This window comes from Curtobacterium sp. MCSS17_011 (assembly GCF_003224275.1).
Lineage (GTDB): Bacteria > Actinomycetota > Actinomycetes > Actinomycetales > Microbacteriaceae > Curtobacterium.
The window spans coordinates 32,344-56,121 of sequence record NZ_QKLE01000010.1 but is presented as its reverse complement, the minus strand read 5'-3'; the positions used below and the strand labels follow the sequence as shown (position 1 = coordinate 56,121).

General features: G+C 67.5%; 23 protein-coding genes and 1 tRNA gene. 15 read left to right on the top strand and 9 right to left on the bottom strand.

Annotated features, from left to right (window positions below):
* Window positions 1-17: 17 nt before the first annotated feature.
* A complete protein-coding gene (locus tag DEJ17_RS09170) occupies window positions 18-710 on the bottom strand; it encodes an SDR family NAD(P)-dependent oxidoreductase (RefSeq protein WP_110893211.1) in 693 nt (230 codons plus the stop codon).
* Between the two features lie 117 nt (window positions 711-827).
* On the opposite strand from DEJ17_RS09170, the gene DEJ17_RS09165 reads away from it, so the two are divergent.
* The 3 genes from DEJ17_RS09165 to DEJ17_RS09155 all read left to right on the top strand — a co-directional run bounded on the left by DEJ17_RS09165 (window position 828) and on the right by DEJ17_RS09155 (window position 3,132).
* The gene (locus DEJ17_RS09165; RefSeq protein WP_110893209.1) at window positions 828-1,688 is read left to right on the top strand and encodes a helix-turn-helix transcriptional regulator; all 861 of its coding nucleotides are present in this window, start codon (window positions 828-830) and stop codon (window positions 1,686-1,688) included.
* A 99-nt stretch (window positions 1,689-1,787) separates the two neighbouring features.
* A complete protein-coding gene (locus tag DEJ17_RS09160) occupies window positions 1,788-2,327 on the top strand; it encodes an RNA polymerase sigma factor (RefSeq protein ID WP_110893307.1) in 540 nt (179 codons plus the stop codon).
* 25 nt (window positions 2,328-2,352) lie between these two features.
* Window positions 2,353-3,132: a hypothetical protein gene (locus DEJ17_RS09155; RefSeq protein WP_110893207.1), complete on the top strand. Its 780-nt coding sequence runs from the start codon at window positions 2,353-2,355 to the stop codon at window positions 3,130-3,132.
* Window positions 3,133-3,228: 96 nt separating this feature from the next.
* Here the strand turns inward: DEJ17_RS09155 and DEJ17_RS09150 are convergent, their stop codons facing one another.
* Window positions 3,229-3,792: a hypothetical protein gene (locus tag DEJ17_RS09150; RefSeq protein WP_110893205.1), complete on the bottom strand. Its 564-nt coding sequence runs from the start codon at window positions 3,790-3,792 to the stop codon at window positions 3,229-3,231.
* 99 nt (window positions 3,793-3,891) lie between these two features.
* On the opposite strand from DEJ17_RS09150, the gene DEJ17_RS09145 reads away from it, so the two are divergent.
* Both DEJ17_RS09145 and DEJ17_RS09140 read left to right on the top strand, forming a co-directional pair.
* Entirely contained in the window at window positions 3,892-4,587 is a 696-nt protein-coding gene (locus tag DEJ17_RS09145; protein WP_110893203.1) for a YafY family protein, read from the top strand.
* Between the two features lie 112 nt (window positions 4,588-4,699).
* A complete protein-coding gene (locus tag DEJ17_RS09140) occupies window positions 4,700-5,077 on the top strand; it encodes a VOC family protein (RefSeq protein ID WP_110893201.1) in 378 nt (125 codons plus the stop codon).
* Window positions 5,078-5,087: 10 nt separating this feature from the next.
* Here DEJ17_RS09140 and DEJ17_RS09135 read toward each other — a convergent pair whose 3' ends face one another.
* The gene (locus DEJ17_RS09135; protein WP_110893199.1) at window positions 5,088-5,483 is read right to left on the bottom strand and encodes a MerR family transcriptional regulator; all 396 of its coding nucleotides are present in this window, start codon (window positions 5,481-5,483) and stop codon (window positions 5,088-5,090) included.
* A 55-nt stretch (window positions 5,484-5,538) separates the two neighbouring features.
* On the opposite strand from DEJ17_RS09135, the gene DEJ17_RS09130 reads away from it, so the two are divergent.
* The gene (locus DEJ17_RS09130; RefSeq protein ID WP_110893197.1) at window positions 5,539-6,249 is read left to right on the top strand and encodes an SDR family oxidoreductase; all 711 of its coding nucleotides are present in this window, start codon (window positions 5,539-5,541) and stop codon (window positions 6,247-6,249) included.
* Window positions 6,250-6,267: 18 nt separating this feature from the next.
* Here DEJ17_RS09130 and DEJ17_RS09125 read toward each other — a convergent pair whose 3' ends face one another.
* Entirely contained in the window at window positions 6,268-7,464 is a 1,197-nt protein-coding gene (locus DEJ17_RS09125; RefSeq protein WP_110893195.1) for an FAD-dependent monooxygenase, read from the bottom strand.
* 56 nt (window positions 7,465-7,520) lie between these two features.
* On the opposite strand from DEJ17_RS09125, the gene DEJ17_RS09120 reads away from it, so the two are divergent.
* Window positions 7,521-8,027: a MarR family winged helix-turn-helix transcriptional regulator gene (locus DEJ17_RS09120; protein ID WP_110893193.1), complete on the top strand. Its 507-nt coding sequence runs from the start codon at window positions 7,521-7,523 to the stop codon at window positions 8,025-8,027.
* Between the two features lie 206 nt (window positions 8,028-8,233).
* Complete coding sequence (locus tag DEJ17_RS09110) at window positions 8,234-8,752, top strand: GNAT family N-acetyltransferase (protein ID WP_110893191.1); 519 nt, start codon at window positions 8,234-8,236, stop codon at window positions 8,750-8,752.
* A 533-nt stretch (window positions 8,753-9,285) separates the two neighbouring features.
* Here DEJ17_RS09110 and DEJ17_RS09105 read toward each other — a convergent pair.
* Window positions 9,286-9,822: a TetR family transcriptional regulator gene (locus DEJ17_RS09105; protein ID WP_258366740.1), complete on the bottom strand. Its 537-nt coding sequence runs from the start codon at window positions 9,820-9,822 to the stop codon at window positions 9,286-9,288.
* Between the two features lie 202 nt (window positions 9,823-10,024).
* On the opposite strand from DEJ17_RS09105, the gene DEJ17_RS09100 reads away from it, so the two are divergent.
* Window positions 10,025-11,761, top strand: a complete 1,737-nt coding sequence (locus DEJ17_RS09100; protein ID WP_110893187.1) for a CocE/NonD family hydrolase — start codon at window positions 10,025-10,027, stop codon at window positions 11,759-11,761.
* 211 nt (window positions 11,762-11,972) lie between these two features.
* Here the strand turns inward: DEJ17_RS09100 and DEJ17_RS09095 are convergent, their stop codons facing one another.
* A complete protein-coding gene (locus tag DEJ17_RS09095; RefSeq protein WP_110893186.1) occupies window positions 11,973-12,374 on the bottom strand; it encodes a nuclear transport factor 2 family protein in 402 nt (133 codons plus the stop codon).
* 488 nt (window positions 12,375-12,862) lie between these two features.
* On the opposite strand from DEJ17_RS09095, the gene DEJ17_RS09090 reads away from it, so the two are divergent.
* The 4 genes from DEJ17_RS09090 to DEJ17_RS09075 all read left to right on the top strand — a co-directional run bounded on the left by DEJ17_RS09090 (window position 12,863) and on the right by DEJ17_RS09075 (window position 19,787).
* A complete protein-coding gene (locus tag DEJ17_RS09090; protein ID WP_220033626.1) occupies window positions 12,863-16,720 on the top strand; it encodes a TIM-barrel domain-containing protein in 3,858 nt (1,285 codons plus the stop codon).
* Between the two features lie 222 nt (window positions 16,721-16,942).
* The gene (locus DEJ17_RS09085; protein WP_110893184.1) at window positions 16,943-17,848 is read left to right on the top strand and encodes a hypothetical protein; all 906 of its coding nucleotides are present in this window, start codon (window positions 16,943-16,945) and stop codon (window positions 17,846-17,848) included.
* The gene (locus tag DEJ17_RS09080; RefSeq protein WP_110893182.1) at window positions 17,836-19,128 is read left to right on the top strand and encodes a hypothetical protein; all 1,293 of its coding nucleotides are present in this window, start codon (window positions 17,836-17,838) and stop codon (window positions 19,126-19,128) included. The genes DEJ17_RS09085 and DEJ17_RS09080 overlap by 13 nt, the downstream gene beginning before the upstream one ends.
* The gene (locus DEJ17_RS09075; protein WP_110893180.1) at window positions 19,125-19,787 is read left to right on the top strand and encodes an ABC transporter ATP-binding protein; all 663 of its coding nucleotides are present in this window, start codon (window positions 19,125-19,127) and stop codon (window positions 19,785-19,787) included. Before DEJ17_RS09080 ends, DEJ17_RS09075 begins: the two co-directional genes overlap by 4 nt.
* 70 nt (window positions 19,788-19,857) lie before the next feature.
* Here the strand turns inward: DEJ17_RS09075 and DEJ17_RS09070 are convergent, their stop codons facing one another.
* Window positions 19,858-20,226 (bottom strand): hypothetical protein, encoded by a 369-nt coding sequence (locus DEJ17_RS09070; protein ID WP_110893178.1) that lies wholly within the window; start codon window positions 20,224-20,226, stop codon window positions 19,858-19,860.
* A 91-nt stretch (window positions 20,227-20,317) separates the two neighbouring features.
* Between DEJ17_RS09070 and DEJ17_RS09065 the strand changes: the two genes are divergently transcribed.
* On the top strand, window positions 20,318-20,854 hold the full coding sequence (locus DEJ17_RS09065) for a DUF11 domain-containing protein (RefSeq protein ID WP_146239671.1): 537 nt from the start codon (window positions 20,318-20,320) through the stop codon (window positions 20,852-20,854).
* A 128-nt stretch (window positions 20,855-20,982) separates the two neighbouring features.
* The gene (locus DEJ17_RS09060; RefSeq protein WP_110893174.1) at window positions 20,983-21,438 is read left to right on the top strand and encodes a tyrosine-type recombinase/integrase; all 456 of its coding nucleotides are present in this window, start codon (window positions 20,983-20,985) and stop codon (window positions 21,436-21,438) included.
* A gap of 56 nt (window positions 21,439-21,494) precedes the next feature.
* Here DEJ17_RS09060 and DEJ17_RS09055 read toward each other — a convergent pair whose 3' ends face one another.
* On the bottom strand, window positions 21,495-23,453 hold the full coding sequence (locus DEJ17_RS09055; protein ID WP_110893172.1) for a hypothetical protein: 1,959 nt from the start codon (window positions 23,451-23,453) through the stop codon (window positions 21,495-21,497).
* A 244-nt stretch (window positions 23,454-23,697) separates the two neighbouring features.
* Window positions 23,698-23,771, bottom strand: a tRNA-Pro gene (locus DEJ17_RS09050).
* Window positions 23,772-23,778: the final 7 nt, after the last annotated feature.

The following is a 23,778-nucleotide window of genomic DNA, read 5'->3' as shown; positions in this document are numbered from 1 at the left end:
CGGGGACCGCCGCGCCGTCACCAGGGCAGGGTGCCCTCGCGATCCGTGACGGTGCCGGTCGGCGTGTCAGCACCGAGGGTCGCAACGCGGACGGCCGCGTCGGCGCCCTCCTCGACGCTGTGCCCGAGGTTCCCGGTGAACTCCGTCGCGGTCTGGCCGGGGTCCACCGCGTTGAAGCGGACGTCGGGCGTCGTCTTCGCGTACTGCATGGTCAGCATCGTGACCGCGGTCTTCGACGACCCGTACGCCGCGAGCGGGTACTGCGACTCGACGCGTTCGGGGTCGTGGATCATCGTGAACGACCCGAGGCCGCTCGTCACGTTGATCACCGAGGGCACAGCGGACCGCCGGAGGACCGGCAGGAACGCGTTCGTCACCCGCACGACGCCGAAGACGTTCGTCTCGTAGACGTCGCGCAACTGGTCGACGGTCATGTCCTCGGGCGCGGTGACGTCCCCGAGGATGCCGGCGTTGTTGATCAGCACGTCGAGGTGCCCCGCCTGGTCACCGATCGTCGCGGCGGCCGCGGCGACGGAAGCGTCGTCCGTGACGTCGAGCTGCACGAACGAGGCGCCGAGTTCGTCGGCGGCTCGCCGACCGCGATCGGTGTCGCGGGCACCGATCCACACGGTGTGCCCGGCGGCGATCAGCCGTCGCGCGGTCTCGCGGCCGATGCCCTTGTTGCCGCCCGTGATGAGGGTGTTCGTCATGGATCTCCTTCGAGCTCGTTGCTGGTGGTGAGGTGACCAGCGTGCGGCGCTGCGGGATCTCCAGCCACGGAAGGACAGTCCTACCCAGCGGCGGGTCCACACGCGGAGAATGGTCGGGTGTCCACAGACCAGGTCGAAGCCCTCGGCGATCTCCTTCGATCGTGGCGCCGCCGGCTGACCCCCGAGGACGTCGGGATGGAGTCGTACGGTCGGCGCAGGACGGCCGGACTCCGCCGTGAGGAACTCGCGCAGCTCGCGGGGGTCAGCGCCGACTACGTGATGCGGCTCGAGCAGGGCCGCTCCCGCACCCCCTCGGCGCAGGTCGTCCAGGCACTCGCTCGTGCGCTCCAGCTCGACCGTGCCCAGACGGACCTGTTCCACCGTGCCGCCGGTCTGGCGTCTCCCCGGGCTGGTGTGGTGTCCCGCCACATCCCGCCCGGAGTCCAGCGGATGCTCGTCCGGATGGGTGACCTGCCGCTCGCCGTGTTCGCCGCCGACTGGACACTGCTGCACTCCACGCCGCTCTGGCAGGCACTGTTCGACGCGCCGTCGGTGCGCGGGGACCCCGAACAGAACCTGATCGTGCAGACGTTCCTCGACAACCGCGTCGCCGAGATCGCGACGGCGCACGGTGGACCGGAGCCGTTCGAGCGGGCGCTCGTCGCCGACCTCAGGCGCACGGCCGGCAGCCTCGGCGGAGACCCGGCGTTCCGCGCGTTCATCGCTCGGCTCCGGTCCGAGAGCGAACGCTTCGCCGGGTACTGGGACGAAGGACGAGCCGCGGCGCACCAGTCGCTCGTGAAGACGGTGCACAACCCGATCGTCGGTGACGTGGTCCTGGACTGCGACGTCGTCACCGTCCCCGACTCCGACATCAAGCTCGTCGTCTACTCCACGCCCGAGAGCGGCCCCGACGCCGACAAGCTCGACTTCCTGCGGGTGCGCGCCATCCGTGCAGCGGACGTCGTCGAGCGATGACGATCCGCGCAATGGCGGCCCCGGCCGCGACACGCCCGGCGGCCACTGATCTGTGAGGATGTCCCCTCCGTGCACACTGCGCAAGTGAAGGGGGTGGACATGGACCGATCAGCCGAGCCGGACAGCGCGCTCGTGGCGGCAGCAGCGCGCGGCGACCGCAGTGCGGTCACCGCGTTGTTCGACCGTCACGCCGAGGCCATGACCCGGTACACGTGGGCACTGGTCACGCGGCGCATGGACGTCGAGGAGATCGTGCAGGACGCGTTCCTGACCCTGTGGCAGAAGGCCGACACCGTGGAGGTCCCCGGGGAGTCACTCCTGCCGTGGCTGCTCGTCGTGTGCCGGAACCACGCCGCGAACCTGCGGCGACAGCAGCGGCGACACGAGGGCGTCGACCTGCCCGACGAGCTCGCAGCGCCTGAGCCGGACGACGACGCCCGCGAACGGCTGCGGTGGGTCCGCGCCGAGATCGACGCGCTCGCACCACTCGATCGCCAGGTGTGCGAGCTCTGCCTCATCGAGGGCCGCTCCTACGCCGAGGCCGCCGACCTGCTCGGCATGAGCGTCGGCGCCGTCACCCAGCGCGTGTGGCGGTCCCGTGCACGGATCAAGAAGGCGGTGACGAACGATGAACGATGAACGACGAACCGACCACGTGTCCCCGATGACCAACGAGCCGCCCGGTGGCGACGAGATGCAGCGGATGCTCGCCGGCATGCGGCAGCAGGTCGTCCGGGGCATGCACGACGAGCCCCGCCCGGCCGCCAAACACCGTCGCGTCGGCCTCATCGTGGCGTTGATCGCCGTGCTCGGCATCGGGACCGCGAGCGGTTCGGTGGCGCTCGGACTCGTTCCGACGCCCTTCGCCGCAGCCCCCGCACCCGCACCCTCCGCGGCAACGCCGACACCGGCACCGACCGGGTCACCGTCACCGTCCGCGGCCCGCATCACGCCGACCCCCGCGCCGGCCGACTCCACGGCGACGATCCCCGGGGCGTGCACCGACGCCGTGCCGGCCGCCGATGCTCCGCGCTTGTTCGGTTCGCTGGAGATCACCCAGTTCCGACCCCAGGTACCGGCCGGAAGGACCGACTACTACATCGACCCCGAGATCCCGTTCAAGGAGGACGCGGAGCTGGTCTGTTCCTGGTCACCCGGCGGCACCTCCGAGGGCGACGAGCAGCTGTTCCTCGAGATGGGCACGGCAGACCGTGACGTCCTGCAGGCTCGCCTCCGCGCCGTCGCCGACGAGGACTGGACCTGCACCGACACGCTCGGTGGACGTTCGTGCCAGCACACCGAGACGTCGATGTACTACTCGGATCAGGTGGAGACGACGCACACGTTCTTCGTGCGCGGCGACACCTGGATCGCGGTCACGCAGTCGAACGTCCCGACCGACGGCCTCCTGAGAGCGCTCGTCCAGCAGACCTGGACGGACTGACCGACGGACTGGAGGCGCGCTGCCAGCTGGCACCGTGCCTCCAGTCCGTCAGCCGTCGCGTTCAGGACCGCCGGCAGTCCGATCCGCTCGTTGCGTTCAGGGCACGTCCTCGCCGAAGGCGAGCAGCGACCACGGCTCCAGGTCGTGCATCCCGACGCTGGTCTCCCACTCGGTACGATCCGGCCGGAACTCCCGCTTGACGGAGTCGACGAGATCATCGCCGTAGATGACCACGTCCGTCTGGTAGACCGAGAAGACCGGCGCCCCGCTACCGAGCGGCGCGGCAGGCAGGTAGCGGTGCGAGTACAACGGCACCAGCTGCGGCCACTGCCGCAGGTGCCGCTCAGCCACCTCGAGACGCTGCGACTCGTCGCCGGGTCGCTCGCCCCACGACCCGAGCCAGAAGGCGTCGTGACGGACGTCGAACAGGGCACCCTCGACCGGCCACCGGATCGCTCGCCGCAGTCGCTCGTCGTTCCGAGCGCGCCAGTCGAACCACCCGTCCCCGCTCGGCAGCGCGAGGGAGAGCAGGGCTCGGTGGTCCGCGCCGAACCGAACGCCGTACCGACGCTCGGCCCGGGCCAGTTCCCGATCGGACAACCCGGGCTCGAGAGCGACGCCGAACCTCCGGAGGAGTTCGACGGTCAGGGCTGCGGACACCCCCGCAGCCGAGGCCGACGGACGCGAGCCCCACGAGCACGTGGCAGACGAAACGGCGTGGATCTGACGGAACGTCGGGGCGACAGCGAAGATGGCGATGTGAATCGCACCGACCGGCTCTACGGCATCGTGGAGGAGTTGCGCGCCGTCTCCCCTCAGCCGCGGAGCGCGCGTCGTCTCGCGGAGCGGTTCGAGGTGTCGGTCCGGACCATCGAACGGGACATCTCCGCGCTGCAGCAGTCGGGTCTGCCCATCTGGGCGGAGCCCGGCCGGACCGGCGGGTACGTCATCGACGCGTCCGCCACGCTCGGCCCGGCGGGCTTCACGCCGGACGAGGCCCTCGCGGTGCTGATCGGGCTCGGCTCGCTGGGGCGCAGTCCGTTCCGGCACGCGGCGCAGACCGCGGCCAGGAAGACGCTCGCGGTGATGCCCGCCGGGGATGCCGCACGAGCCAGTGCGCTGGCCTCCCGGGTGCACTTCCTGGAGGACGACGAGGACACGGTCGCCCCGGCCGAGTTCGCGGCTGCCCTGCGTGCGGATCGAGTGGTGCGGCTCCGGTACCGGGATGCCGGCGGAGCGGAGTCCGTCCGCGACGTCGAACCGCTGGGGTCGATCGGGAAGGACGGTCAGTGGTACCTGATCGCCTGGTGCCGGACCCGCGACGGGGTGCGGGCGTTCCGCGGCGACCGGATGTTGTCCGTCGAGGTCACCGACGAGCGGCCGGCCCAGCGCGTCCTTCGATCCGAGGACCTCGCGATCCAGTACGGACGGCTCCGGCCGGTCCTCGACGACTAGCGTGGTCGGTTTCCGGAAACGCGATCGGTTTCCGGAAACACCGACAGGACGGTGTCGCGGCGGCTGGTGAAGCTGGTCGCTCCGAGTCAGCAGCACCACCGTGAGGAACCCCATGTCGTTCGCATCCGTCCGCATCATCACCGACGACCTCGAGGGCATGGTCGCCTTCTACGAACGGGTCACCGGCCAGCCGGCCGAGCGCCCCGCACCGGTCTTCGCGCAGTTCAACGGCCCGGGTGGGACCCTCGCGATCGCGAGCACCGCCACGGTCGCCATGCTCGGCGGCGCACTGACGCCGACGACGAACCGTTCCGTGCTCATCGAGTTCGAGGTCGCGGACGTCGACGGCGACTTCGCCGGACTGCAGCCCAGGAGCGACGACGTCATCCTCGAGCCGACCACGATGCCATGGGGCAACCGTTCCGCACTGGTCCGCGACCCGGACGGCAACGTCGTCAACCTGTTCAGCAGGCCCGCCGCCGACAGCTAGTCGGGGGTGCTCAGGCGGCGGCGGCGTTCGCCGACGAGCGGCACTCCTCTGGCGGCCGCCCCGCGACGGACTCCGCCGCGATGTCGCGGAGCCGCGCGAGGCGATCGTGGGTGGCACCGAGGGCCTCGATCTGGCGTCGGATGCGATCGCTCTCCTCGTCGAAGTGGTCGAGCATCGTCCGCGTCGCCACCCCGGTGTCGAGGAAGGGCAGGAGTTCGACGATCCGGCGGCTCGGCATGCCCGCCGCGTAGAGCATCTGCATGAAGCGCACCCGCGTGACGTCGGGCTCGCGGTACTCCCGGTGTCCGCCCGTGGTCCGCTCCGACTCGAGGAGCCCCTGTTCCTCGTAGTACCGCAGGGACCGGACGCTGACACCGGCCCGTTCTGCGAGTTCACCGATCCGCATCGTTCTGTCCCTCGGGCTTGATTCTCACGTTGACGTCAGGTTCTACCGTAGCGGCATGAACCTCTCTGGAGCCACTGCCCTCGTCACCGGCACGAACCGCGGTATCGGACGCCACCTCGCCGCGCAGCTGATCACACGCGGGGCGAAGGTGTACGCCACCGCCCGACGCCCTGAACTGATCGACCTCGAGGGCGTCGAGCGCCTCGCCCTCGACATCACCTCCCCCGCGTCTGTCACAGCGGCCGCCGCGGTCGCCACCGACGTCGATCTCCTGATCAACAACGCCGGGATCGCGACCACGGCGACCCTGCTGGGCGATGTGGACGCAGCGCACGCCGACATGGACACGAACGTCTGGGGCACCCTGTCCGTGATCCGCGCGTTCGCGCCGGTCCTGGCGGCGAACGGCGGTGGGAGCATCGTGAACATCGCCTCGGGCGCCTCGTGGCTCGCCATGCCCGGGGCCTCCGCCTACGCGGTGTCGAAGGCCGCCCTGTGGAACATGGGCAACGCGTTGCGCCACGAGCTGGCCGGACAAGGGACCGCGGTGATGTCCGTGCACCTCGGAGTGGCCGACACCGACATGACCGCGGGGGTCTCGATGGCCAAGACCGACCCGGCGGACGTGGCGCGCGCGACCCTGGACGGGGTCGAGCGCGACGACTACGAGGTCGTGGTGGACGAGCAGGCCGCGTTGATCAAGCAGATGCTCGCCGGCGACCCCAAGGAGCTGTACGCGGTGGTGGCGCAGATGCTCGGGTCGTAGGGACGGGTCGAAGACTCCTCAGGAGCCGACGGCCTGCAGGACCGGCAACTCGCGATCGGTCTCGGCGACCTGGGTGAGCTTCATGGCGACGGGTCGGAGTGGCCGTGACATCAGCACCTTGTTCAGGAGCCCGCGGAGCGCGAGCGCGAGTCGGGACTGCGGGTACGCCAGGGCCTTGAGTCCGCGAGGGAGGTCCTGCACATCGTCGACCAGCGGGCGCATCCACTTCTCGTACGCGGTCAGCGCTGCCTCCTGGTCCTGCGTCACGTCGGCGAGCTGTGCCGCCAGGACGTAGCCGGCGGTGAGCGCGAGTGAGGCGCCGCCGCCACCCATCGGTGTCACGCACCATCCGGCGTCACCGGCCATCACGACGTGGCCGCGGTGCCAGGTCCGCATCCGGATCTGCTGGAGCTGGTCGATGTAGACGTCCGGGGACGTGTCGAGCGCGTCCAGGACCCGCGGCGCCTCCCACCCGACTCCGTCGTACCTGCGCCGCACCGCCGCCAGTGTCTGCTCACGGCTCAGACCGATGACGTCGTCCCCCGGAGAGTAGGCGAGGATCGCGCGGGTGGTGCCGTACGGGTCGGGTCGGAGGTGGACCTGGCGTCCGCGGACGGCGTTGTGCCACCGCCAACGGTCGTCATCGTCGTCGGTCCGTGGGATGGTCCCGAACACCATGGTGACGTCGAGGTCGCGCTGATCGACGTCGTCCTCGTCGAAGACCATCGCACGGGTCCGGGACCGCACACCCTCGGCGATGACGTACAGGTCCGCGTTCAGGCGCTGCCCCTTCTCGGTCGTCACGGCGACTCCCGCAGCGTCGTCATCGACGGCCGACACGGTGTCGCCGTAGATGAAGGAGACACCGGGCGGCAGGTTCTCGAGGATCGTCCGAGCGAGGTCGCCGCGCAGGATCTCGAGTTCCGCTGTCGCACCGCCGGGCCCATCTGAGGGCAGTTCGGCGGTGACGGCCCCTCGCCCGTCGACGAGGACGGTGCCGGTCTCGGTGGTGTTCCGTGCTTTCACGGCGTCGAACAGATCCATTCTGCCGAGAACATCGCGCGCGACCCCTCGAACGTCGACGTTCTGCCCGCCGTCGCGGAACGCAGCAGCTCGTTCGATGACGGTCACGTCCCATCCGGTCCGGCGGAGCCAGTAGGCGGTCGACAGGCCAGCGATACTGGCTCCTGAGATGACAGCGGTGCGGTTTGCCATGGTTCTCCTCCGTGGTTAGGCTTTACAGTAAAGATACTACACAGTAAAGGAGTCTGATGGACGACGTGTTCGAGGCAGAGTGGGACGCACCTCAGGTCGAGGTGATGGAAGCGCTCCAGGCGTGGGCCGTGGCGTTCGCGGAACTCAACCAGCTGATGTCCTCCTGGCTCGACCTGCCGACCACCGATGCGAACGCGCTCGGGCAGGTGCTCTGGGCCGACTCGTCTGGCGATCCGCTGTCGCCCGCACGGCTCGGGCAGAGGATCGGTATGACCTCCGGATCCGTGACGGTCCTGCTCAACCGTCTGGAGGCGGCTGGTCTCCTTGCACGCAGCCGCGAGCACACCGACCGGCGCCGGGTGACCCTCCGTCCGACACCGGCTGCGCGGGAACGTGCGCGGGCGTTCACGGAGATGTCGACCGCCGAGATCGCTGCCGCCCTGCAACAGGTCCCTGCTGCGGAGCTCGAGCACCACACCGCGTTCATCCGCCGCATGGTCGGTGCCGCATCGGACGCCGCGGACCGGCTCCGCGGTCAGACGCCGTCGGAGATGCCCGGTTGAGGACTGGCCGCCTCGTTGTCCGATCGGTCAGCGGACGAGTCGCACCGTCGTTCCGATCGGGCCGGACCTGGAGGTGACGCCGTCGGCGATGAAACCGTTTCGTCGGTAGAACGAGTGAGCGCGAGGGGTGTCAGCCGCGACCCACAGCGTCGCCGGACGGTGGCCGAGCACAGCCGCTTCGTTCGACGAGCTCCTAGGCTTGCCCTGTGACCGACGATGTTGAGCCGCGACGCTATCGCACCGAGGACGCCGAAGAGGTGACCACTCTGCTGAACCGGGCCTACCGAGAGTTGCAAGAAGCAGGGTTGAACTTCACTGCGGCAACGCAAGACGTCGCGACGACTCGACGGCGGGTGGCAGAAGGCGTCTGCTGGGTCGTCGAACACCAGGGCCGGGTGTCAGCGACCATGACGATGTCCGTGCCTCCACCGGACGACATCCGCTCGCTGTCCGAGCACGCCCAGCAGTCAGACACAGGGTGGCTGTGCCAAGTAGCCGTCGGGCCGGAACTGCGCGGTCGCGCTGTCGCGAAGACGCTGTTCGACGCGGCCTGTGCATGGGCGATCAGTCACGGAATCACGAGGATCGGACTCGACACCGCTGCCTCCGCCGAGCACCTCATCGCGATGTACACGCGATGGGGCTTTGCACACGTGGACGACATCCACTTCCCCGGGAAGAACTACGACAGCGCCGTCATGACACGAGACCTGCCCAGCGAGTAGCACTCTCTGACGCTGCGGGACGATCGAGAGGTCGACGATCCCATGCTCCCGGCGCTCACCCCGACCCAGACCGCTTCGGGCAACGACGGCAACATTTGTCGGCGAGCCGTGATCATCGTGTCCAGTGGCTCAGAGACCACGCGTTGCCGCCGTCGACCAGGAAGACGTGGGCGTCCCAGACCCAGCTGGCCCATCGAGGACGCCGAGGGATACCCAGCCCTCCCCGTGAGATCCCCGAAGTAGCGCGACTGTCCTCGATCGGCTTGCCGAGGAGATCCACGAGCGCCGCGAGGATGCTCGGCTCCTCGGCACCTCCGGATGTCAACAGCAGCTTCGTGTGTCCTCCAGGCACCCTTGGTCAGGACAGGGATCCACCGTCGCCTGCTGTGGCGCAACGCAGAGGGACCAGCCCCACTCAACCAGGAGAGAGGGTTCCCCTGGCCGTCAGCAACGAGATCGGACCGGTGCTCTGTACCCGTTCGATGCGTGATCGTTCGCGCGCGATCGAGTGGGATTCGGTCGCCGGAAGCAGCTCAGCCCGATCCGACCAGAACCGACTGAATCGCTGGCCCGACAGTCGCGACGAGGAGGTCGTGATCCGCGGCGAGGACGGTCGGGACGCCGATGACCTGGCGGCTCGTGACGATGCCGACGAGCATGGCGGCGGCGAGCCCTGCCCGGAGTGCCTTGGAGGCCTGATCTGCGCCCACCGCGCCGTGCTCGAGTCGTGACTGGATGAACTCCCGCAGTTGCGCGGTCGCCTTCTCGTTGACGAAGGCGCTGCGGAGCATCGCCATGAGCGGCTCCGATTCCGTGCCGGGCGCTTCCCACGCTGCCAGGAACGCGCTCACCACACGCTCCCCCAGTTGATCACTCGATCCTTCGAACGCCGTGTCGAACCGAGCCAGTGCAGAGGCGGGCACCGACATCACCGCGGCGAACAGGTCGTCCTTCGAGCCGAAGAACTGCATCACCTGTGACGGATCAACGCCAGCATCGGCAGCGATGACACGGATCGTGGTGCCCGCGAAACCGTCCGCAGCGAACCGCGCGCTGGCCGCAGCGAGCACCGTCGTCCTGGTACTGGACCTGCCCGGGCGTCGTCCCACTCGCGGCACACCGGGCCCGTCGTCGGGCTTCGTCATGCCCAGACCGTACCGCGGCGGTGGCCGCGGGAACCGTTTCTCAACAGGCGTTGAGTTTTGACGGGATCGGTCGTACGCTCACTCCGACGACGAGCCCACGGAGGACTCCCGCACGAAGGAGCACACGATGACCGACCAGAAGATCTACGTCCCCTCAACCCCGCTGCCCGCACCCCGGACCGGGGTCCTGACCCCGTTTGAGCCGGGCACCCGCACCCTGGAGGCCGGGTTCCAGATCGCGCCGCAGTTCAAGCCGCTGCCGGTCGACACGACGTTCGACAAGGACGTCGCGATGCAGCTGCGCGACGGCACGACCATCCACCTCGACGTGTTCCGCCCGGTCACGACCGAGCCGGTGCCGGTGATCGTGGCGTGGAGCCCGTACGGCAAGGCGCAGGGCACCTCGCTGAGCGTGATGGGGGTGTTCGGACTCGTCGGGCTGCCGAACAGCACGGTATCCGGGCTGGAGAAGTTCGAGGCGCCGGACCCGGCGTACTGGGTTGAGCACGGCTACGCGATCTGCAACGTTGACCACCGCGGGATCGACCAGTCCGAGGGGGACAGCGTGCTCTGGGACCGGCAAGAGGGCCGCGATGCCTACGACGTGATCGAGTGGCTCGCCGAGCAGGAGTGGTGCGACGGCAAGGTCGGGATGAGCGGCACGTCCTACCTCGCGGTGTCGCAGTGGTTCGCGGCCGCCGAGCAGCCGCCGCACCTCGTCGCGATCAACCCGTGGGAGGGCGTCAGCGACGTCTACCGCGATCTCGTGATGCGGGGTGGGATGCCGGACACCGGGTTCGCGCAGCAGCTGCAGGAGGGCAGCTTCTTCGGGAAGAACCGGAAGGAGGACATCCTGTCCGAGGTCGACGCGTACCCGCTGATGACCGAGCTGTGGGAGGAGAAGATCCCCGACTTCGACCGCATCACCGTCCCCGCTTACGTCGTCGCGAGCTACTCGAACACCCTGCACACGGCGGGCACGTTCCGCGCCTGGCGCCGGATGGCATCGGAAGCGAAGTGGCTGCGGATCCACAACAGCCAGGAGTGGCCGGACTACTACGACGAGGCCAACGTCGAGGACCTCCGCCGCTTCTTCGACCACTACCTGAAGGACGAAGACAACGGCTGGGAGACCACCCCCCGGGTGCGGTACTCGATCCTCGACCTGGAGGGTGGCGACGAAGTCGCCGTCCCTGCCGACAGCTTCCCGCCGGCGGCGAGCACGTCGGTGAAGTTCTACCTCGACGCGCGCACCCGCACGCTCGGCACCACGATCCCGGACGGAGCAGCAGAGGCGTCGTACGCGGTCGACGTCAACCCGGACGCCGTGTCCTTCCTCACCCGCTTCGAAGAGGAGACGGTCCTCGTCGGCTACCCGAAGGCGCACCTGTTCGTCGAAGCACGCGACGCCGACGACATGGACCTGTTCGTCCTCGTCCAGAAGCTCGACAAGTGGGGCACCCCACTGCAGGCGTTCACCGTCCCGAACCAGACTGCGATGGCACACGACCTCACCGACCACGGTGCGACGATCCTCCGCTACAAGGGATCCGACGGCCGCCTGCGCGTCTCCGCCCGACACCTCGACGAATACCTGACCACCGACGACGTGCCGGCACACACCTTCGACCGTGTCGAGAAGCTCGCCGCGGGTGAGATCGCGGAGATCGAGATCGACCTGTTCCCGATCGGGCTGCGCTTCCACGTCGGGGAACAGCTCCGCTTCGTGGTCAGCTCCCGGAACCTCCTCGGGACCCTCATGCCCGCGATCCGTGAGTACGCCGGCGCGAACACCGGTACCCACGTCGTGCACACCGGCGGCGAGCATGCCTCGTACCTCCAGCTCCCCGTCCGGAGGAACTGAGGACCACGATGAGCGTGGCACCGACTGTCCGCCTGGCGGGCGAGGGGAGCGACTCGAGTTCGATCTCGCCAGCGCACGGCACGCGCTCGGCCTCCTGAAACGGAAGCTCGGCCGGGAGCAACGTGCTCGGACTACTTCGCCGACGTGACCACCGAAGATCGTCCAGACACGCAACGAACAGGTGCGCACGCGCCGGAGGCGTCACCATCGCTCACTCGATCGGCATGAAGGGCCCGCCGTGTTCGCGGAGGGTGCTGATTCGTCCCTCGTGAAGGGTGATGATCGAGATGTACCGGCGGCGCTGCCTTCCCGGCATGTCTGCTCGTCGGAGAACCGCCTGGTACTCGCAGACGACGACGTTCACGTCGTGAGTGGGCAGAACGCTGTCGAACGTGACGTGTTCGAACCAGAGGAATCCAGCGAGGTCGCGGGTCATCTGCTCGATGGCGGGCTTGCCCATGATCGGCGCCCCGTCGCCCGAGCCGTCGAAGGGGACGACGATCGTGGCATCGTCGTGGAAGAGGTCGGGGAACGATGCGATGCTCGGCGAGACTCGACCTGCAAGTGCTGTCGTGAACGCCGAGACCGCGGCATCGAAGTGCGGAGTGTCCATGGATCCGAGTCAACTCCCTTCGGCAGCGCCGTCGCGACCGGCGACCTGGCGGGCAGGTCGCTGCAGCACGGCGGAACACGCCCGCCGGGCTCGTCGAGGCGGGCGCAGGCTTCCCCGAACTGGCGCCGCTGACGTTCTCCGTCACCCAGGCCGAGCACACGAGGCGGAACGCGCGAGAGCGTACTTGCAGCAACCCTCCACGAACGGCGCTCGCCAGCGGGGTGACGGCCGAGCCTGGAGGCACGTTGCCGGGTGGCACCGGGCCTCCAGTCCGTCAGTGGCTCGAGTCCAGGGCCGCGCACGACGCGACCACGACGCTGACCGGTGCGGCGGGAGCCGCGAAACGAGCCGCCGACGGCTGCCCCTTCCTCGGGAGCCCTCCGGGTCGTATGGTTTACAGCGTTGTAAACGGGCCGCCGCAGGGACGGCCCGCAGGTCACGGCCGTTGCACGGCCCGATGGACGACGACGTCCACGAGGAGCACCCACTTGCGCCCCATCTCCTTCCGATCCCGAGGGCTGCGCCGTGCGCTGTCGTCGGGCATCGTCGCTGCGACCGCCCTCGGCATGCTCGGGATCGCTGCGATCCCCGCCGCCGCGGACCCGGCCGCTGACCGCACCGTCGTCTCGGGCCAGGCCCGGTTCGAGGTGCTCTCCCCCACGCTGATCCGCACCGAGTACGCCGGTGACTCGCGGTTCACCGACGGCAGCACCTTCAACGTCATCGGCCGCGACGACTTCGCACCGACGACGTTCACGAAGACGGAGCGGGACGGCTGGCTGACCCTCGACACGGGCGCGATGACCGTCCGGTACAAGGAGGGCTCGGGGGCCTTCACGCAGGACACCCTGCAGACCACCGTGACCACGGCCTCCGGGCAGCGGGTCACCGGCACGCCGTGGGTGTCGACGCCGACCCCCTCGTGCACGATCGGGTCGCTCTGCGAGGCCGAGACGCTCGGGCTCACCGGCCTGTCCCTCGCCACGGACCACACGGGCTTCACCGGAGCCGGGTTCGCCGCGGGCTTCGAGTCCGTCGGCAACGCGATGACCTTCACGACCACGGCGGAACGTGCCGGCTCGTACGACCTCGCCCTGCGCTACGCGAACTCGCAGGGCGGCGACGGCCAGGTCGCCACCCGCACCCTCAGCGTGACCGTCGACGGCGGTGCCGCGAAGACGATCCGGCTCGCACCCGGCGCGAACTGGGACGACTGGAAGACCACCGCCGCCACGACGCTCGACCTGACGGCGGGCGAGCACCGCGTGCGCATCGAACGCACCGCGGACGACTCGGGCCGGGTGAACGTCGACAGCCTGGCCCTGGTCAGCACCGGCGCCGCCTACCCGGCACCGTCGACCACGGTCACCGGCGAGGACTGCGCGTTCGGCACCGTGTGCCAGGCCGAGGACTCGGCACGCACCGCTCCGGCGACGACCGCCACCAACCACAACGGCTTCGCCGGGGACGGCTTCGTCGCCGGGTTCGAGCGTGCCGGGGCGCAGCTGACGACCCACGTGACCGGAGTGCCGGCCGCGGGCGACTACGCCCTGCAGGTCCGCTACGCCAACGGCTCGGCCGGGACGCCGACGCTCACCGCGGCCCCGATCGGTCAGCAGTCGACCACTGCACCGCTCCCGAAGACGAGCGGCTGGGACTACTGGAACACCGCCACCGTGCCGGTGCACCTGGCCGCCGGCACGAACGACGTCGTGATCGGGTGCCCGACCGTGGCGAACAACTGCAACGTGAACTTCGACACCGTCGCCGTGGTCGACACCGCGTCGCCGGTCCTCGCCGCACATGCACCGCTCGGCGGGTACCGACGCGACCTCGACACCGCCAACGGATCGGTGAAGACGAACCCGGGCCTGCTCTACCAGGACGGCTGGTCGCTCCTCGACGACAGCGCCTCGGCGCTGTACGACCAGGCCACCGACACCGTCACCCCCGCCGTCGATCACGGCGGCGAGCGCTACCAGGACGGCTACGTCTTCGGGTACGGCTCGGACTACCGCCATGCCCTGCAGGAGCTCGCCGTCCTGACCGGTCCGACGAAGCTGCTTCCCCGCTGGGCGTACGGCGTCTGGTACTCCGAGTACTACGACCGCTCGCAGGCCGACTACCTGGCGATCGCGAAGCAGTTCGAGGATGAGGACGTGCCCGTCGACGTCATGGCGATCGACACCGACTACAAGATCGGCAGCACCACCAACCAGGGCGACAGCAAGTGGAACGGCTGGTCGGTCGACCCGTCCCGAATCCCGGACATGACCGGCCTGCTCGCCGACTGGCACGCCGAGGGCATCCACAACACCCTCAACATCCACCCGTCGATCTCGAGCCAGGACCCGCAGTTCGCGAAGGCCCAGGCCACTGCGAAGGGCAAGCTCACCAAGGGCGACGGCGACCGGTACCTGTTCGACTGGTCCGACCCCGACCAGCTGAAGGCCTACTTCGACCTGCACACCTCGCTGCAGCCGAAGGGCGTCGACATGTGGTGGCTCGACTGGTGCTGCAGCGAGAACTCGAAGTACTCCGCGAACGGCGTCACCCCCGACGCGTTCGTCAACCAGCAGTACGCGAAGTACACGGACCAGGCGCTCGGCGGCCGGGGGCTCGCGTTCTCGCGGGCGTACGGCTCGCTGACCGCCGGTGGCTACGGCAACCCGCAGGCGGTCCCGACCGGACCGTGGGCGGACAAGCGCACGACCGTGCACTTCACCGGCGACACCACGTCGTCGTGGGACATGCTGCTCGCCGAGGTCGGGTACACCCCGGGTGAGTCCGCTGCGACCGGCCTGGCCTCGGTCAGTCACGACATCGGTGGCCACAACGGCGGGCAGTACGGCATCGAGGGCGCCGAGGAGGGCACGACCCAGCTGCCCGAGGACCTCTACGCCCGCTGGGTGCAGCTCGGCACCTTCCAGCCGATCGACCGCCTGCACAGCAACCACAGCGACCGGCTGCCGTGGCAGTACCCGGCCGCCGCCGAGGCCTCGGCCAAGCAGTTCCTGAACCTCCGCGAGGCCCTGGTCCCCCTGACCTACACGCTCGCGGCCCAGGCGACCGACACGGGCACCCCGATCCTGCAGCCGCTCTACCTGCAGTACCCCGAGGCGCAGGAGTCCTACGCCCAGGCCGGCTCGGAGTACCTGTACGGCCCGGACGTGCTCGTGGCCCCGGTCACCACCGCGAACGACGAATCCGGCAAGGCGACCCGCTCGGTCTGGTTCCCGGCCGGCAGCTCGTGGACCGACTGGTTCACCGGCAAGACGTACGCCGGAGGCACCACCGCCGACGTGACGACCGACCTGAACAGCATGCCGGTGTTCGTGAAGAGCGGCGGCATCGTCCCCACGCGCTCGGAGCAGGTGCAGAACGACGCCACACCGCTCGACGCCGTCACCCTGACGGTGGCGACGGGAGCGAACGGTTCGTTCGACCTGCATGAAGACGCCGGCGAGGACAGCGCGGCGGACAGCACTGCGGGAGCCGCCGCGGAGTCGAGCGCGATGACCACGGCCGCCGCGTCCGCGAAGGCCGCGGCGGGCAGCGCCTCCACCGCCGTCCGCTACACGCAGCAGGCAACGGGCGGTTCGCTCGCCATCGCCCCCGCGGACGGGTCCTTCGCCGGCCAGGTGCAGGACCGCTCGTGGACGGCGACGTTCACGAACGCCGACCGTCCCCGCACCGTCACCATCGACGGCCGGGCGATCGCGGACACCGCCTGGACCTACGACGCCGACACCCGCACCATCAGCGTGCCGGTCGACGAACGGTCCGTGACGAAGCACACGGTCGTGGCCTTCAGCAGCAAGGCGGCGGTGACCCCGGTCCTGCGGGTCGAGTCGCCTCGGGTCGATGCGGGCGACACGCAGACCGTGACCGGCAGCGGGTTCCCGGCCGACACCGATGTGGCGCTGGCGACCGCGCCACGCATCGGTGGTGTCACCGCGCACACCGACGCGAGCGGTGCGTTCTCGGCCGACCTGCGGGTGCCGGGCACGGCGTCCGGTCGGGTGACCGTCACCGCATCGGTCGACGGTGTGGCCCTGGCTCGGGCCGCCTTCACCGTCGTGGCTGCGGCTGCTCCGGCGCCGACCACCTCGCCGGGTGCGGGCACGCCGGGCAGCGGCGCTCCGACGCCGGGTGACAACGGATCCGGTGCACCGGGCGCGGCAGCGCCGGGCGACGGTGGCGCGGATGCGGGCAGCGACCCGGGCGGTGCACTGGCCTGGACGGGCGCGAACCTGCTCCCCCTCGGGCTGTTGGCGGCGGCGCTGCTCGCGGCCGGTGGACTCGTGTGGACGCTGCGCAGTCGGCGACGCCGAGTGCGTGGCTGAGCCCGCCTGATCCGTCGCCCTGGGCGGAACTGATCGACGGACGGGAGGCCCGGTGCCAGCTGGCACCGGGCCTCCCGTCCGTCCGTGGTCGCGCTGCAGATCCCCGATCACGCAGCCGCAGGACGGTTGCGACCGAAGACAAGGTCGCTCGACAAGACGTTCTACGTCTGACATGTTAACGGCTCGTGAGCATTCGTACCCGCTGCGGCGTGAGGAGAGGACGTGACGAAGCAACAGATCACGGCAATCGCGGTCCTGCTCCTGCTGGCCATGCTGTTGACGGTCTTGATCGGGGTGTTCGACGCTCGCCGACGTGTGATCGCCGCGGAAGGCAATGACCTCCGCACAGGCCAGAGCGCGTGGGTGACCGCGACGCTCGACGATCTCGAGCGTGCGCGGAGCGCCTTCGAACCGGGAACCAAGGTGTTCGTGGGTCTGGACGGTGACGTCCGCGCCGTCGTGGTCCTGTCCGGACAGTGGACAGACGTTCCGCTGCACGACGGGCACGCTCTGACCGGGCGTCCCGGTGAGGCCCTCGTCGGCGCTGCCGTCGACGTCCGCGACGAGGACATCACCGTCGGTGGCACGACGTACGAGGTGGTGGGGCGTCTCGGTGTGCGGGCCGACAGCCTGCTGTCCGATGACGTGGTCCTCGCCGATCCGGCGCAGTTCTCGGCGTCACCGCAACGGCTGCTCCTGGACGGCCCGAGCAGTGTCCGCCACTACGGCGCACAGTTCCCCGGCCGAAGCGTCGAGGTCATCGACGACGGCACGAACCGCAGGACGAACGTCGACGCCGTGTCGCCCATCCTGGTCGCGCTCGGTTCCCTCGTCGTCGTGCTCATCGCCGTGGTCGCCGGTCTTCAGGCCGGGCGATGGGAACTCCGCACCGCCGCCGTGCGCTTCACCACGGGGATTGGTCCACTGACCACCCTTCGCAGCGCTGCCATCCGAGTCGGCGTGATCAGCATCGCCGCCAGTACGACCGCGCTCGCGGGCGCGGCAGTCGTGAGGCAGACCACCATCCTCGACCTCGACGTCACCACGGCAGTCGTCGCGGTCGGAACCGTCGTGCTTGCCGTGTCCGTCACTTCGCTCTGGCAGGGAAGCCGACGATGGAACTCCTGAACGACCTCCGGTCCAACTGGGCGATCATCGTCGCCAAGATCGTCCTGCTCGTGCTGCTCGCGCTCTGCTGGTACAACGTGGCGTCGTTCACCCAGTCCACCTCGCAGGCAGTGGCCCAGGGGCTTTCCGCTGACGCCGACGTCGACCTCTACACGGTGATCGACGATCTCGCCCCCGACGCGTTCGAAGCGATCCGGCGGGACCAGGCCGCGCTCGACGGAGTCGCCTCGTTCGTCGACCGCATCGACGACGATCCCGGATTCGACTTCATCTCCTCGTACGACCAGCCCGTCACCGTCCAGGACTTCCGCGGCGACGACCGCTTCGACGTCGGGTACGGCACCGAGTACACGCGCAAGGGGAAGTACCAGGACGAGTCCGGCAGAACCGTTCAGGACATCAAGTCCATCCAGCTCAACGAGACCGCGTACGAGTTCGCCGGGCTCTCCGTGCAGGACGGCAAGCCCATCGAGTGGGACGGCGTCGACTGGGGATCCGGCCGGATCCCGGTGCTGCTCGGCAACGAGTACCGCGGCGTGTACGAGCTCGGAGAGCGACTCACCGGAGCGGTCATCCTGCAGGAGCAGGAGCTCGAGGTCGTCGGGTTCCTCGAACCGGACGGTGCCCTGTACTTCCGCGGTGAAGCCAACCACTACCTCGATGACACCGTCCTCGTGCCCTACCCGCCGACACTCGCCGGACTCGACCGAGCAGCACTGGACCGGCTGGATCCCGAGCTGTTCGGACGCCTGGTGTTCCAGGTGCTCAACGCCGACCTCGCCGTGGACCGCAGCCTCGATTTCGGAGGCGTCGTCGCGCGTCTCGACGCGATCGGGGACGACACCGGCTTCCGGTCGTACACGTTGCTCGGAGTACCGACCTACCTCGTGCAGCTCTCCCTCGTCCGCCAGCTCATCCAGGACAACCTGGTGCTCGTCACCGCGCTGCTCGGCGTCCTCATCGCTGGCGTGGGCATCATCACGGCGTTCCTCAACCGGCTCCTGCATCACCGTCGAGCGCCAGTGGCGCGGGTGCACCATCTCCTCGGGAGGAGCCCGAATGCCACGAACCGGCTGTTCCGCCCAAGCCGCCTGATCGAGTACACCGCCGCGCTCGGCCTGTTCCTCGCGTCCAGCGCGCTGCTCCCCAACGACAGTGCGACGGCACGACTCGGAGCTGGCACCGCCGTGCTCCTCTGGTGTGTTGCGGACGGCGCACTCGGTCGGCGAGCCGTCCGCATCGAACTGACCACCCAACGCCGAAGAGGTACCCCACGATGATCGTGCTGCGCGATGTCTCGAAGACCATCACCGAGCCGGACGGATCGACCCGAGCACTGTTCGACCGACTCGACTTCGACCTTCGCGAGGACGATCACTCGGTCGCGATCACCGGGCGGAGCGGATCCGGCAAAAGCACGCTGCTCCGGATCCTCGCCGGCCTCGACACCGACTTCGGCGGGACCTACGAGCACGACGGGCACGTGCTCGAGCGCACCACACGGAAGATGGCGGCGCACCGACTCCGACACATCGGCATGGTCACCCAGGACCACGGCCTGCTCGGAGACCGCAGCGTGCTCGACAACGTCCGGCTCGGCGTTCCTGCTCGCGCTGACTCGGCCGCCCGAGCACATGAGACTCTCGAGGCGGTCGGCATCAGTCACCTCGCTGGCAAGCGCCCCCGGCGACTGTCAGGAGGAGAAGCGCAGCGCGTCGCGATCGCTCGAGCCATCGCGAAGCGCCCTGCCGTCGTCCTCGCCGATGAGCCCACCGGCGCACTGGACGAGGCGACCGAGGACGACGTGCTCGCCCTCTTCGACCGGCTGCAGCAAGCAGGGACCAAGTTCGTGATCGTCACCCACAGCGAGCGCGTTGCACAGCGATGCGGACGGCAACTCCAGCTCCACGACGAGCAGCTCATCGCGCGCGGCACGTGACGGACTGGAGGCCGGGTGCCAGCTGGCACCGGGCCTCCAGTCCGTCAGTGGTTGCGCTCCAGATCCCCGCTCACGCGCGCGCAGTACGGTCGCGGCTGAAGAACTCGGCGAACATCTCACGTTTCGCCGCGTGGGAAACGAGGTCGAGCTCGAGGCCCTCCATGTTGAGGTCGGTCCCGAACAGTCGCAGGATTCCCGGGCCATTCGGCTCCGCGGTCTCGAGGGACACCGAGAACAGTGTCGGCGAGGTCTCGCCAGCAGCAATCCGCCGGGCTTCTGCGAACGCCGCGCGGTACGTCGCGTCGGTGACGCGGATCACACTGACCGACCAACTCGTGGCGTCCCAGTCGGGCGCGACCATCTCAGCGCTCGGCGCATGGAAGAAGTGCACGACGAACGTGTCGCGCTCGCCTTCGGCGCCGTAGTGCCGCTCGTCCACTTCTTCGATCCGCACGGACTCATCTTGTCAGCGCGAACCGCCGGACGTCCCCGCCGAACTGGGCACAGCTTCCGCGACTAGCGTCCAGAACATGACTCGTCCCAGCCTTCGAAGCACACTCGGCTCGTCGGCAGCCTCTGTCCTCCTCGTCGTTCTCGCGAGCACCGCGCAGCCCGCTGCCGCCGCGGCGAAGTCCACCGGGGTGAACCTGCAGCTCGCGATGACCGGTAGTTACATCGTGTACGACAAGGACCCCGTCTCGTACACCTTCACCGTCACCAACGTCGGGAAGGCACGAGCGACGTCGTCCACGCTGCAGTGGAAGTACCAGGCGCCCGTCCAGCCGAAGGCCGTTACCAGCGGCGGCTACGTGGGCCTGCACGTCGCGAGCCCAAAGGCAGCGAACTGCAGCGTCGACACGGAGAAGCACATCGCTACGTGTCACCTCAACCCGCTCGCGCCGGGGAAGACCACGAAGGTCCGGTTCGCCGGAACCGCGGACAGCAAGGGTGCAGGAGCACGCGGGCTCGACGGTGCTTACGCCGTGACCCTCACGAGCACTCCCAAGGACGACTACGACAACAACAACTCGTTCACCGGTGGTTGGGGCATCAGCACCAGACGCTGAATCCCTGCGCTGGCAACAGGGTGCCCCCGACGATCACTCCACCCACGCAACTGGACCAAGGTGGGCCAGATCACCCCGAATCGGTGGCGCCCCACCACGACGTCTTGCGAACACGCCACCATCTGAACATGACGCACACATCCAGGGGTTACGTGGTCGAACTGCCGAAGACTGCGAACAGCAAGCGCGAGGTGCCGATCCTTGTTGACTCAGTCGTGAGCGAGCTGCGGGACTACCTCGCAGAACACCCGAATCGCAGCGACCCGGAAGCGGGCCTCTGGCCGGGCAAGGTGAAGGGGCACCCGATCCTGACCTACGACCGTCCCTTCGATCCCACAGGCTTCTACCGCTACACGTTCAAGCCCGCGGCGAGGAGCATCGGCTTACCCACGCTCAAGTTGCACAAGCTGCGGCACACGTTCGCAACGCTCGTCCTGGAATCGGGCGCGTTCGACATATTCGAGCTGTCCCGGCATATGGGTCACGCCTCCGTCGCAATCACTGACAAGGTGTACGCGCACCTGCGGAAGAAGGACTACTCAACGCAACGAGCGCGGTCCTCCGCTTACTTGAGAGGCGCTTGACGAGGGGCCGATTCCTGCGCGGCATTCCGACAAGCACCCTTCGGAGCTAGTCAACACTAAGAGTCGCCTCGATCCTTGAGAGGATGAAGTAGACAGACATCGTCATTCATCTTGATCACGAGAGTGACGGCGAGGCGCAAGGCAATCAGGTAATCCTTGTAGTACGCGCCATCCTCATCCGAGAAAGGCTGCGACCCATGCAGATACTGATTCCGAAGGTTCAGCCCGTTACTGAATGTTCGATTCAGGACATAATTGAAATAGGCCGCTTCGGCGTCCGTCAAAAGCGTCGACCGTCGCACCAGCCAACCCTTGGCAAGCATGTCATCCACGGCTACCCGACCGGGTTTTGTGAGACGGAAGTAACTCACCGCCTCCTTGTGGAACAGTGCATGAAGAACCCGAATCTGCTCCAGGTTTACGAAGCGTATCAATCCATCAAAGTTCTCGATGACGCCTTCGTCAATGAGGTAGTCAATTGCCGACACCTGATACTCGTGAAAGTCGGCGTATCTGACAGAATTCTGTAGGATCAGGCGAACGAAGTCACTAGCATTCAGATTCTCATCGATATAAATGATTCGAGACTGATCGAAAAACAACAAGCTAAGCACCGCCGCGAAGCCGTCGTTGTCGCCGGCGTACACGTACTTGCCCTGGACGAGGCTCGGAATGCCTCCATAAGCAACTGGATCGGACCTCATGTTGAGTAACTCATGGTCCACCTCGCCGTTCTCCGCGTATAGCTCGAATTGCGCAGAAACGCTCTCAATCTCGGCAAAAAGATGTCTGACCTTCTCCAGAAAAGACGCTCCCTCTCCAGACGCCCTCAGTGAGAAGTTCCTGATGCCAAACTCCTTTGGGAGGTACTCAACGAAAAACCATGCGAGCACCCTTTCGAGATCTATGCCCTCCTTCTTAAGATAGAGGGTGTACATCTGCGTCTGGAGCAGGGATACCGAATCGAGTGCGTCAAATGCTAGGCCATGCTTGTACTCATCTAGGCCAGCAAGTCCCGCCATGCGTTCGAAGACACCAAGATCTGCTGCGAATGCTGGCAGACCGAGCAGGACCTGATCGTCTACGAAGCCAAAAAGGTGCTGAAAGTTGTTCAAAATGCTCGAATTGTCCCGCGTCGAGTCGAGCCAGGTCCGACTGTACGAATACAGCCAATGCGAGTCCTCGCCCTGCTTGCGCTCCTCGATCGAGGGCTGTTCCTGATCGCCCGATATTGCTACCTCGTAGGTAGCACGAAGACCGACATTGCCGGTGAATAGTGCAGCATTCAACTTTTGAGCTCGCCGCTTAGCGCGCAGCTTCAATTTTGAGTCGATACCAACACGGGCGTTTTCTTTCGCATTGGCAATGAGTCGAACATAGTTTAGGTTCGCCTCCTCGCTATCGATATACTCTTCGAGTACATGCCGCGAGTCGTCTGGGGTGAAAACTACAGGAAGATGAAGATCTCTCCGCGAGGCACTTTCCAGATACTTTCGAACTATCAACTCTGCATTGCGGGAGGATGCTAGGATCTCAAGTCTGATCTCTTCGCCATACGCCTGCACCAACTTAGCGCTTTCAAGCATGTCTCCGATGTGGACACCAGTTTCTTTGAGCACCCCCAACATGCGCGGTCCGTCGAAGCGCTCAAAGGCCTTCACCTGCCCAAGCACTTCCAGAAGATCGCGATGGTACTGATGATCCACACTCGCAAACGCGTCCTGGAAATTGTCTTCAGAAATTGCCGAGAAAAAGCGAGCAATCGCTGCGCGAAGCGGCCGCACTTTCTGCAATAGTTGCTGAATTGCCTTCTCATCGAGACCTGAGGGCAGCAATCTGTGCTCAAGGTACTTCTGAACGTTGTGATGCTCGAGAGCGTCCGTGGCGGTCCCGAAGGCTGTGCCAGGTTCAAACTTGGATGCCAGTTCGACCACACGTGGCACGAAGATTCCCACCGCGCCGTCGTCTGGACCGTAAAAGTAAACTCGAAGCGGCCTGTCGCCCTCTTGGTCCATCTGATCACCCCTTGAGCAGCAGATTCAATACCTGTGAGCGCAGATTATCGGAAGTTGGCCTGCTTTGTGAGTGAAGCTCCGCACTCCGCTGAGCCAACGGCCTGAGCGAAGGGTCACTCGAGATCGCATGACGGCTCGGCGACGTTCCTGAAGTACGCCGCGCCTGCGAGGGGTTGTGGAGGGGCTGGCAGTTCCGCAAACAAGCAAGCCCCGATAGAATCTTCGTCCCATCGGGGCGTTTCGGTCGGGCTGACAGGATTTGAACCTGCGACCCCTTGACCCCCAGTCAAGTGCGCTACCAAGCTGCGCCACAGCCCGCGAGTTC

Excerpts from the sequence above, each read along its gene's own strand:
- DEJ17_RS09170 (WP_110893211.1), bottom strand. The coding sequence starts at position 710 with ATGACGAACACCCTCATCACGGGCGGCAACAAGGGCATCGGCCGCGAG.
- DEJ17_RS09160 (WP_110893307.1), top strand. The coding sequence starts at position 1,788 with ATGGACCGATCAGCCGAGCCGGACAGCGCGCTCGTGGCGGCAGCAGCG.
- DEJ17_RS09155 (WP_110893207.1), top strand. The coding sequence starts at position 2,353 with ATGACCAACGAGCCGCCCGGTGGCGACGAGATGCAGCGGATGCTCGCC.
- DEJ17_RS09140 (WP_110893201.1), top strand. The coding sequence starts at position 4,700 with ATGTCGTTCGCATCCGTCCGCATCATCACCGACGACCTCGAGGGCATG.
- DEJ17_RS09135 (WP_110893199.1), bottom strand. The coding sequence starts at position 5,483 with ATGCGGATCGGTGAACTCGCAGAACGGGCCGGTGTCAGCGTCCGGTCC.
- DEJ17_RS09130 (WP_110893197.1), top strand. The coding sequence starts at position 5,539 with ATGAACCTCTCTGGAGCCACTGCCCTCGTCACCGGCACGAACCGCGGT.
- DEJ17_RS09125 (WP_110893195.1), bottom strand. The coding sequence starts at position 7,464 with ATGGCAAACCGCACCGCTGTCATCTCAGGAGCCAGTATCGCTGGCCTG.
- DEJ17_RS09120 (WP_110893193.1), top strand. The coding sequence starts at position 7,521 with ATGGACGACGTGTTCGAGGCAGAGTGGGACGCACCTCAGGTCGAGGTG.
- DEJ17_RS09100 (WP_110893187.1), top strand. The coding sequence starts at position 10,025 with ATGACCGACCAGAAGATCTACGTCCCCTCAACCCCGCTGCCCGCACCC.
- DEJ17_RS09095 (WP_110893186.1), bottom strand. The coding sequence starts at position 12,374 with ATGGACACTCCGCACTTCGATGCCGCGGTCTCGGCGTTCACGACAGCA.
- DEJ17_RS09080 (WP_110893182.1), top strand. The coding sequence starts at position 17,836 with ATGGAACTCCTGAACGACCTCCGGTCCAACTGGGCGATCATCGTCGCC.
- DEJ17_RS09075 (WP_110893180.1), top strand. The coding sequence starts at position 19,125 with ATGATCGTGCTGCGCGATGTCTCGAAGACCATCACCGAGCCGGACGGA.
- DEJ17_RS09065 (WP_146239671.1), top strand. The coding sequence starts at position 20,318 with ATGACTCGTCCCAGCCTTCGAAGCACACTCGGCTCGTCGGCAGCCTCT.
- DEJ17_RS09060 (WP_110893174.1), top strand. The coding sequence starts at position 20,983 with ATGACGCACACATCCAGGGGTTACGTGGTCGAACTGCCGAAGACTGCG.
- DEJ17_RS09055 (WP_110893172.1), bottom strand. The coding sequence starts at position 23,453 with ATGGACCAAGAGGGCGACAGGCCGCTTCGAGTTTACTTTTACGGTCCA.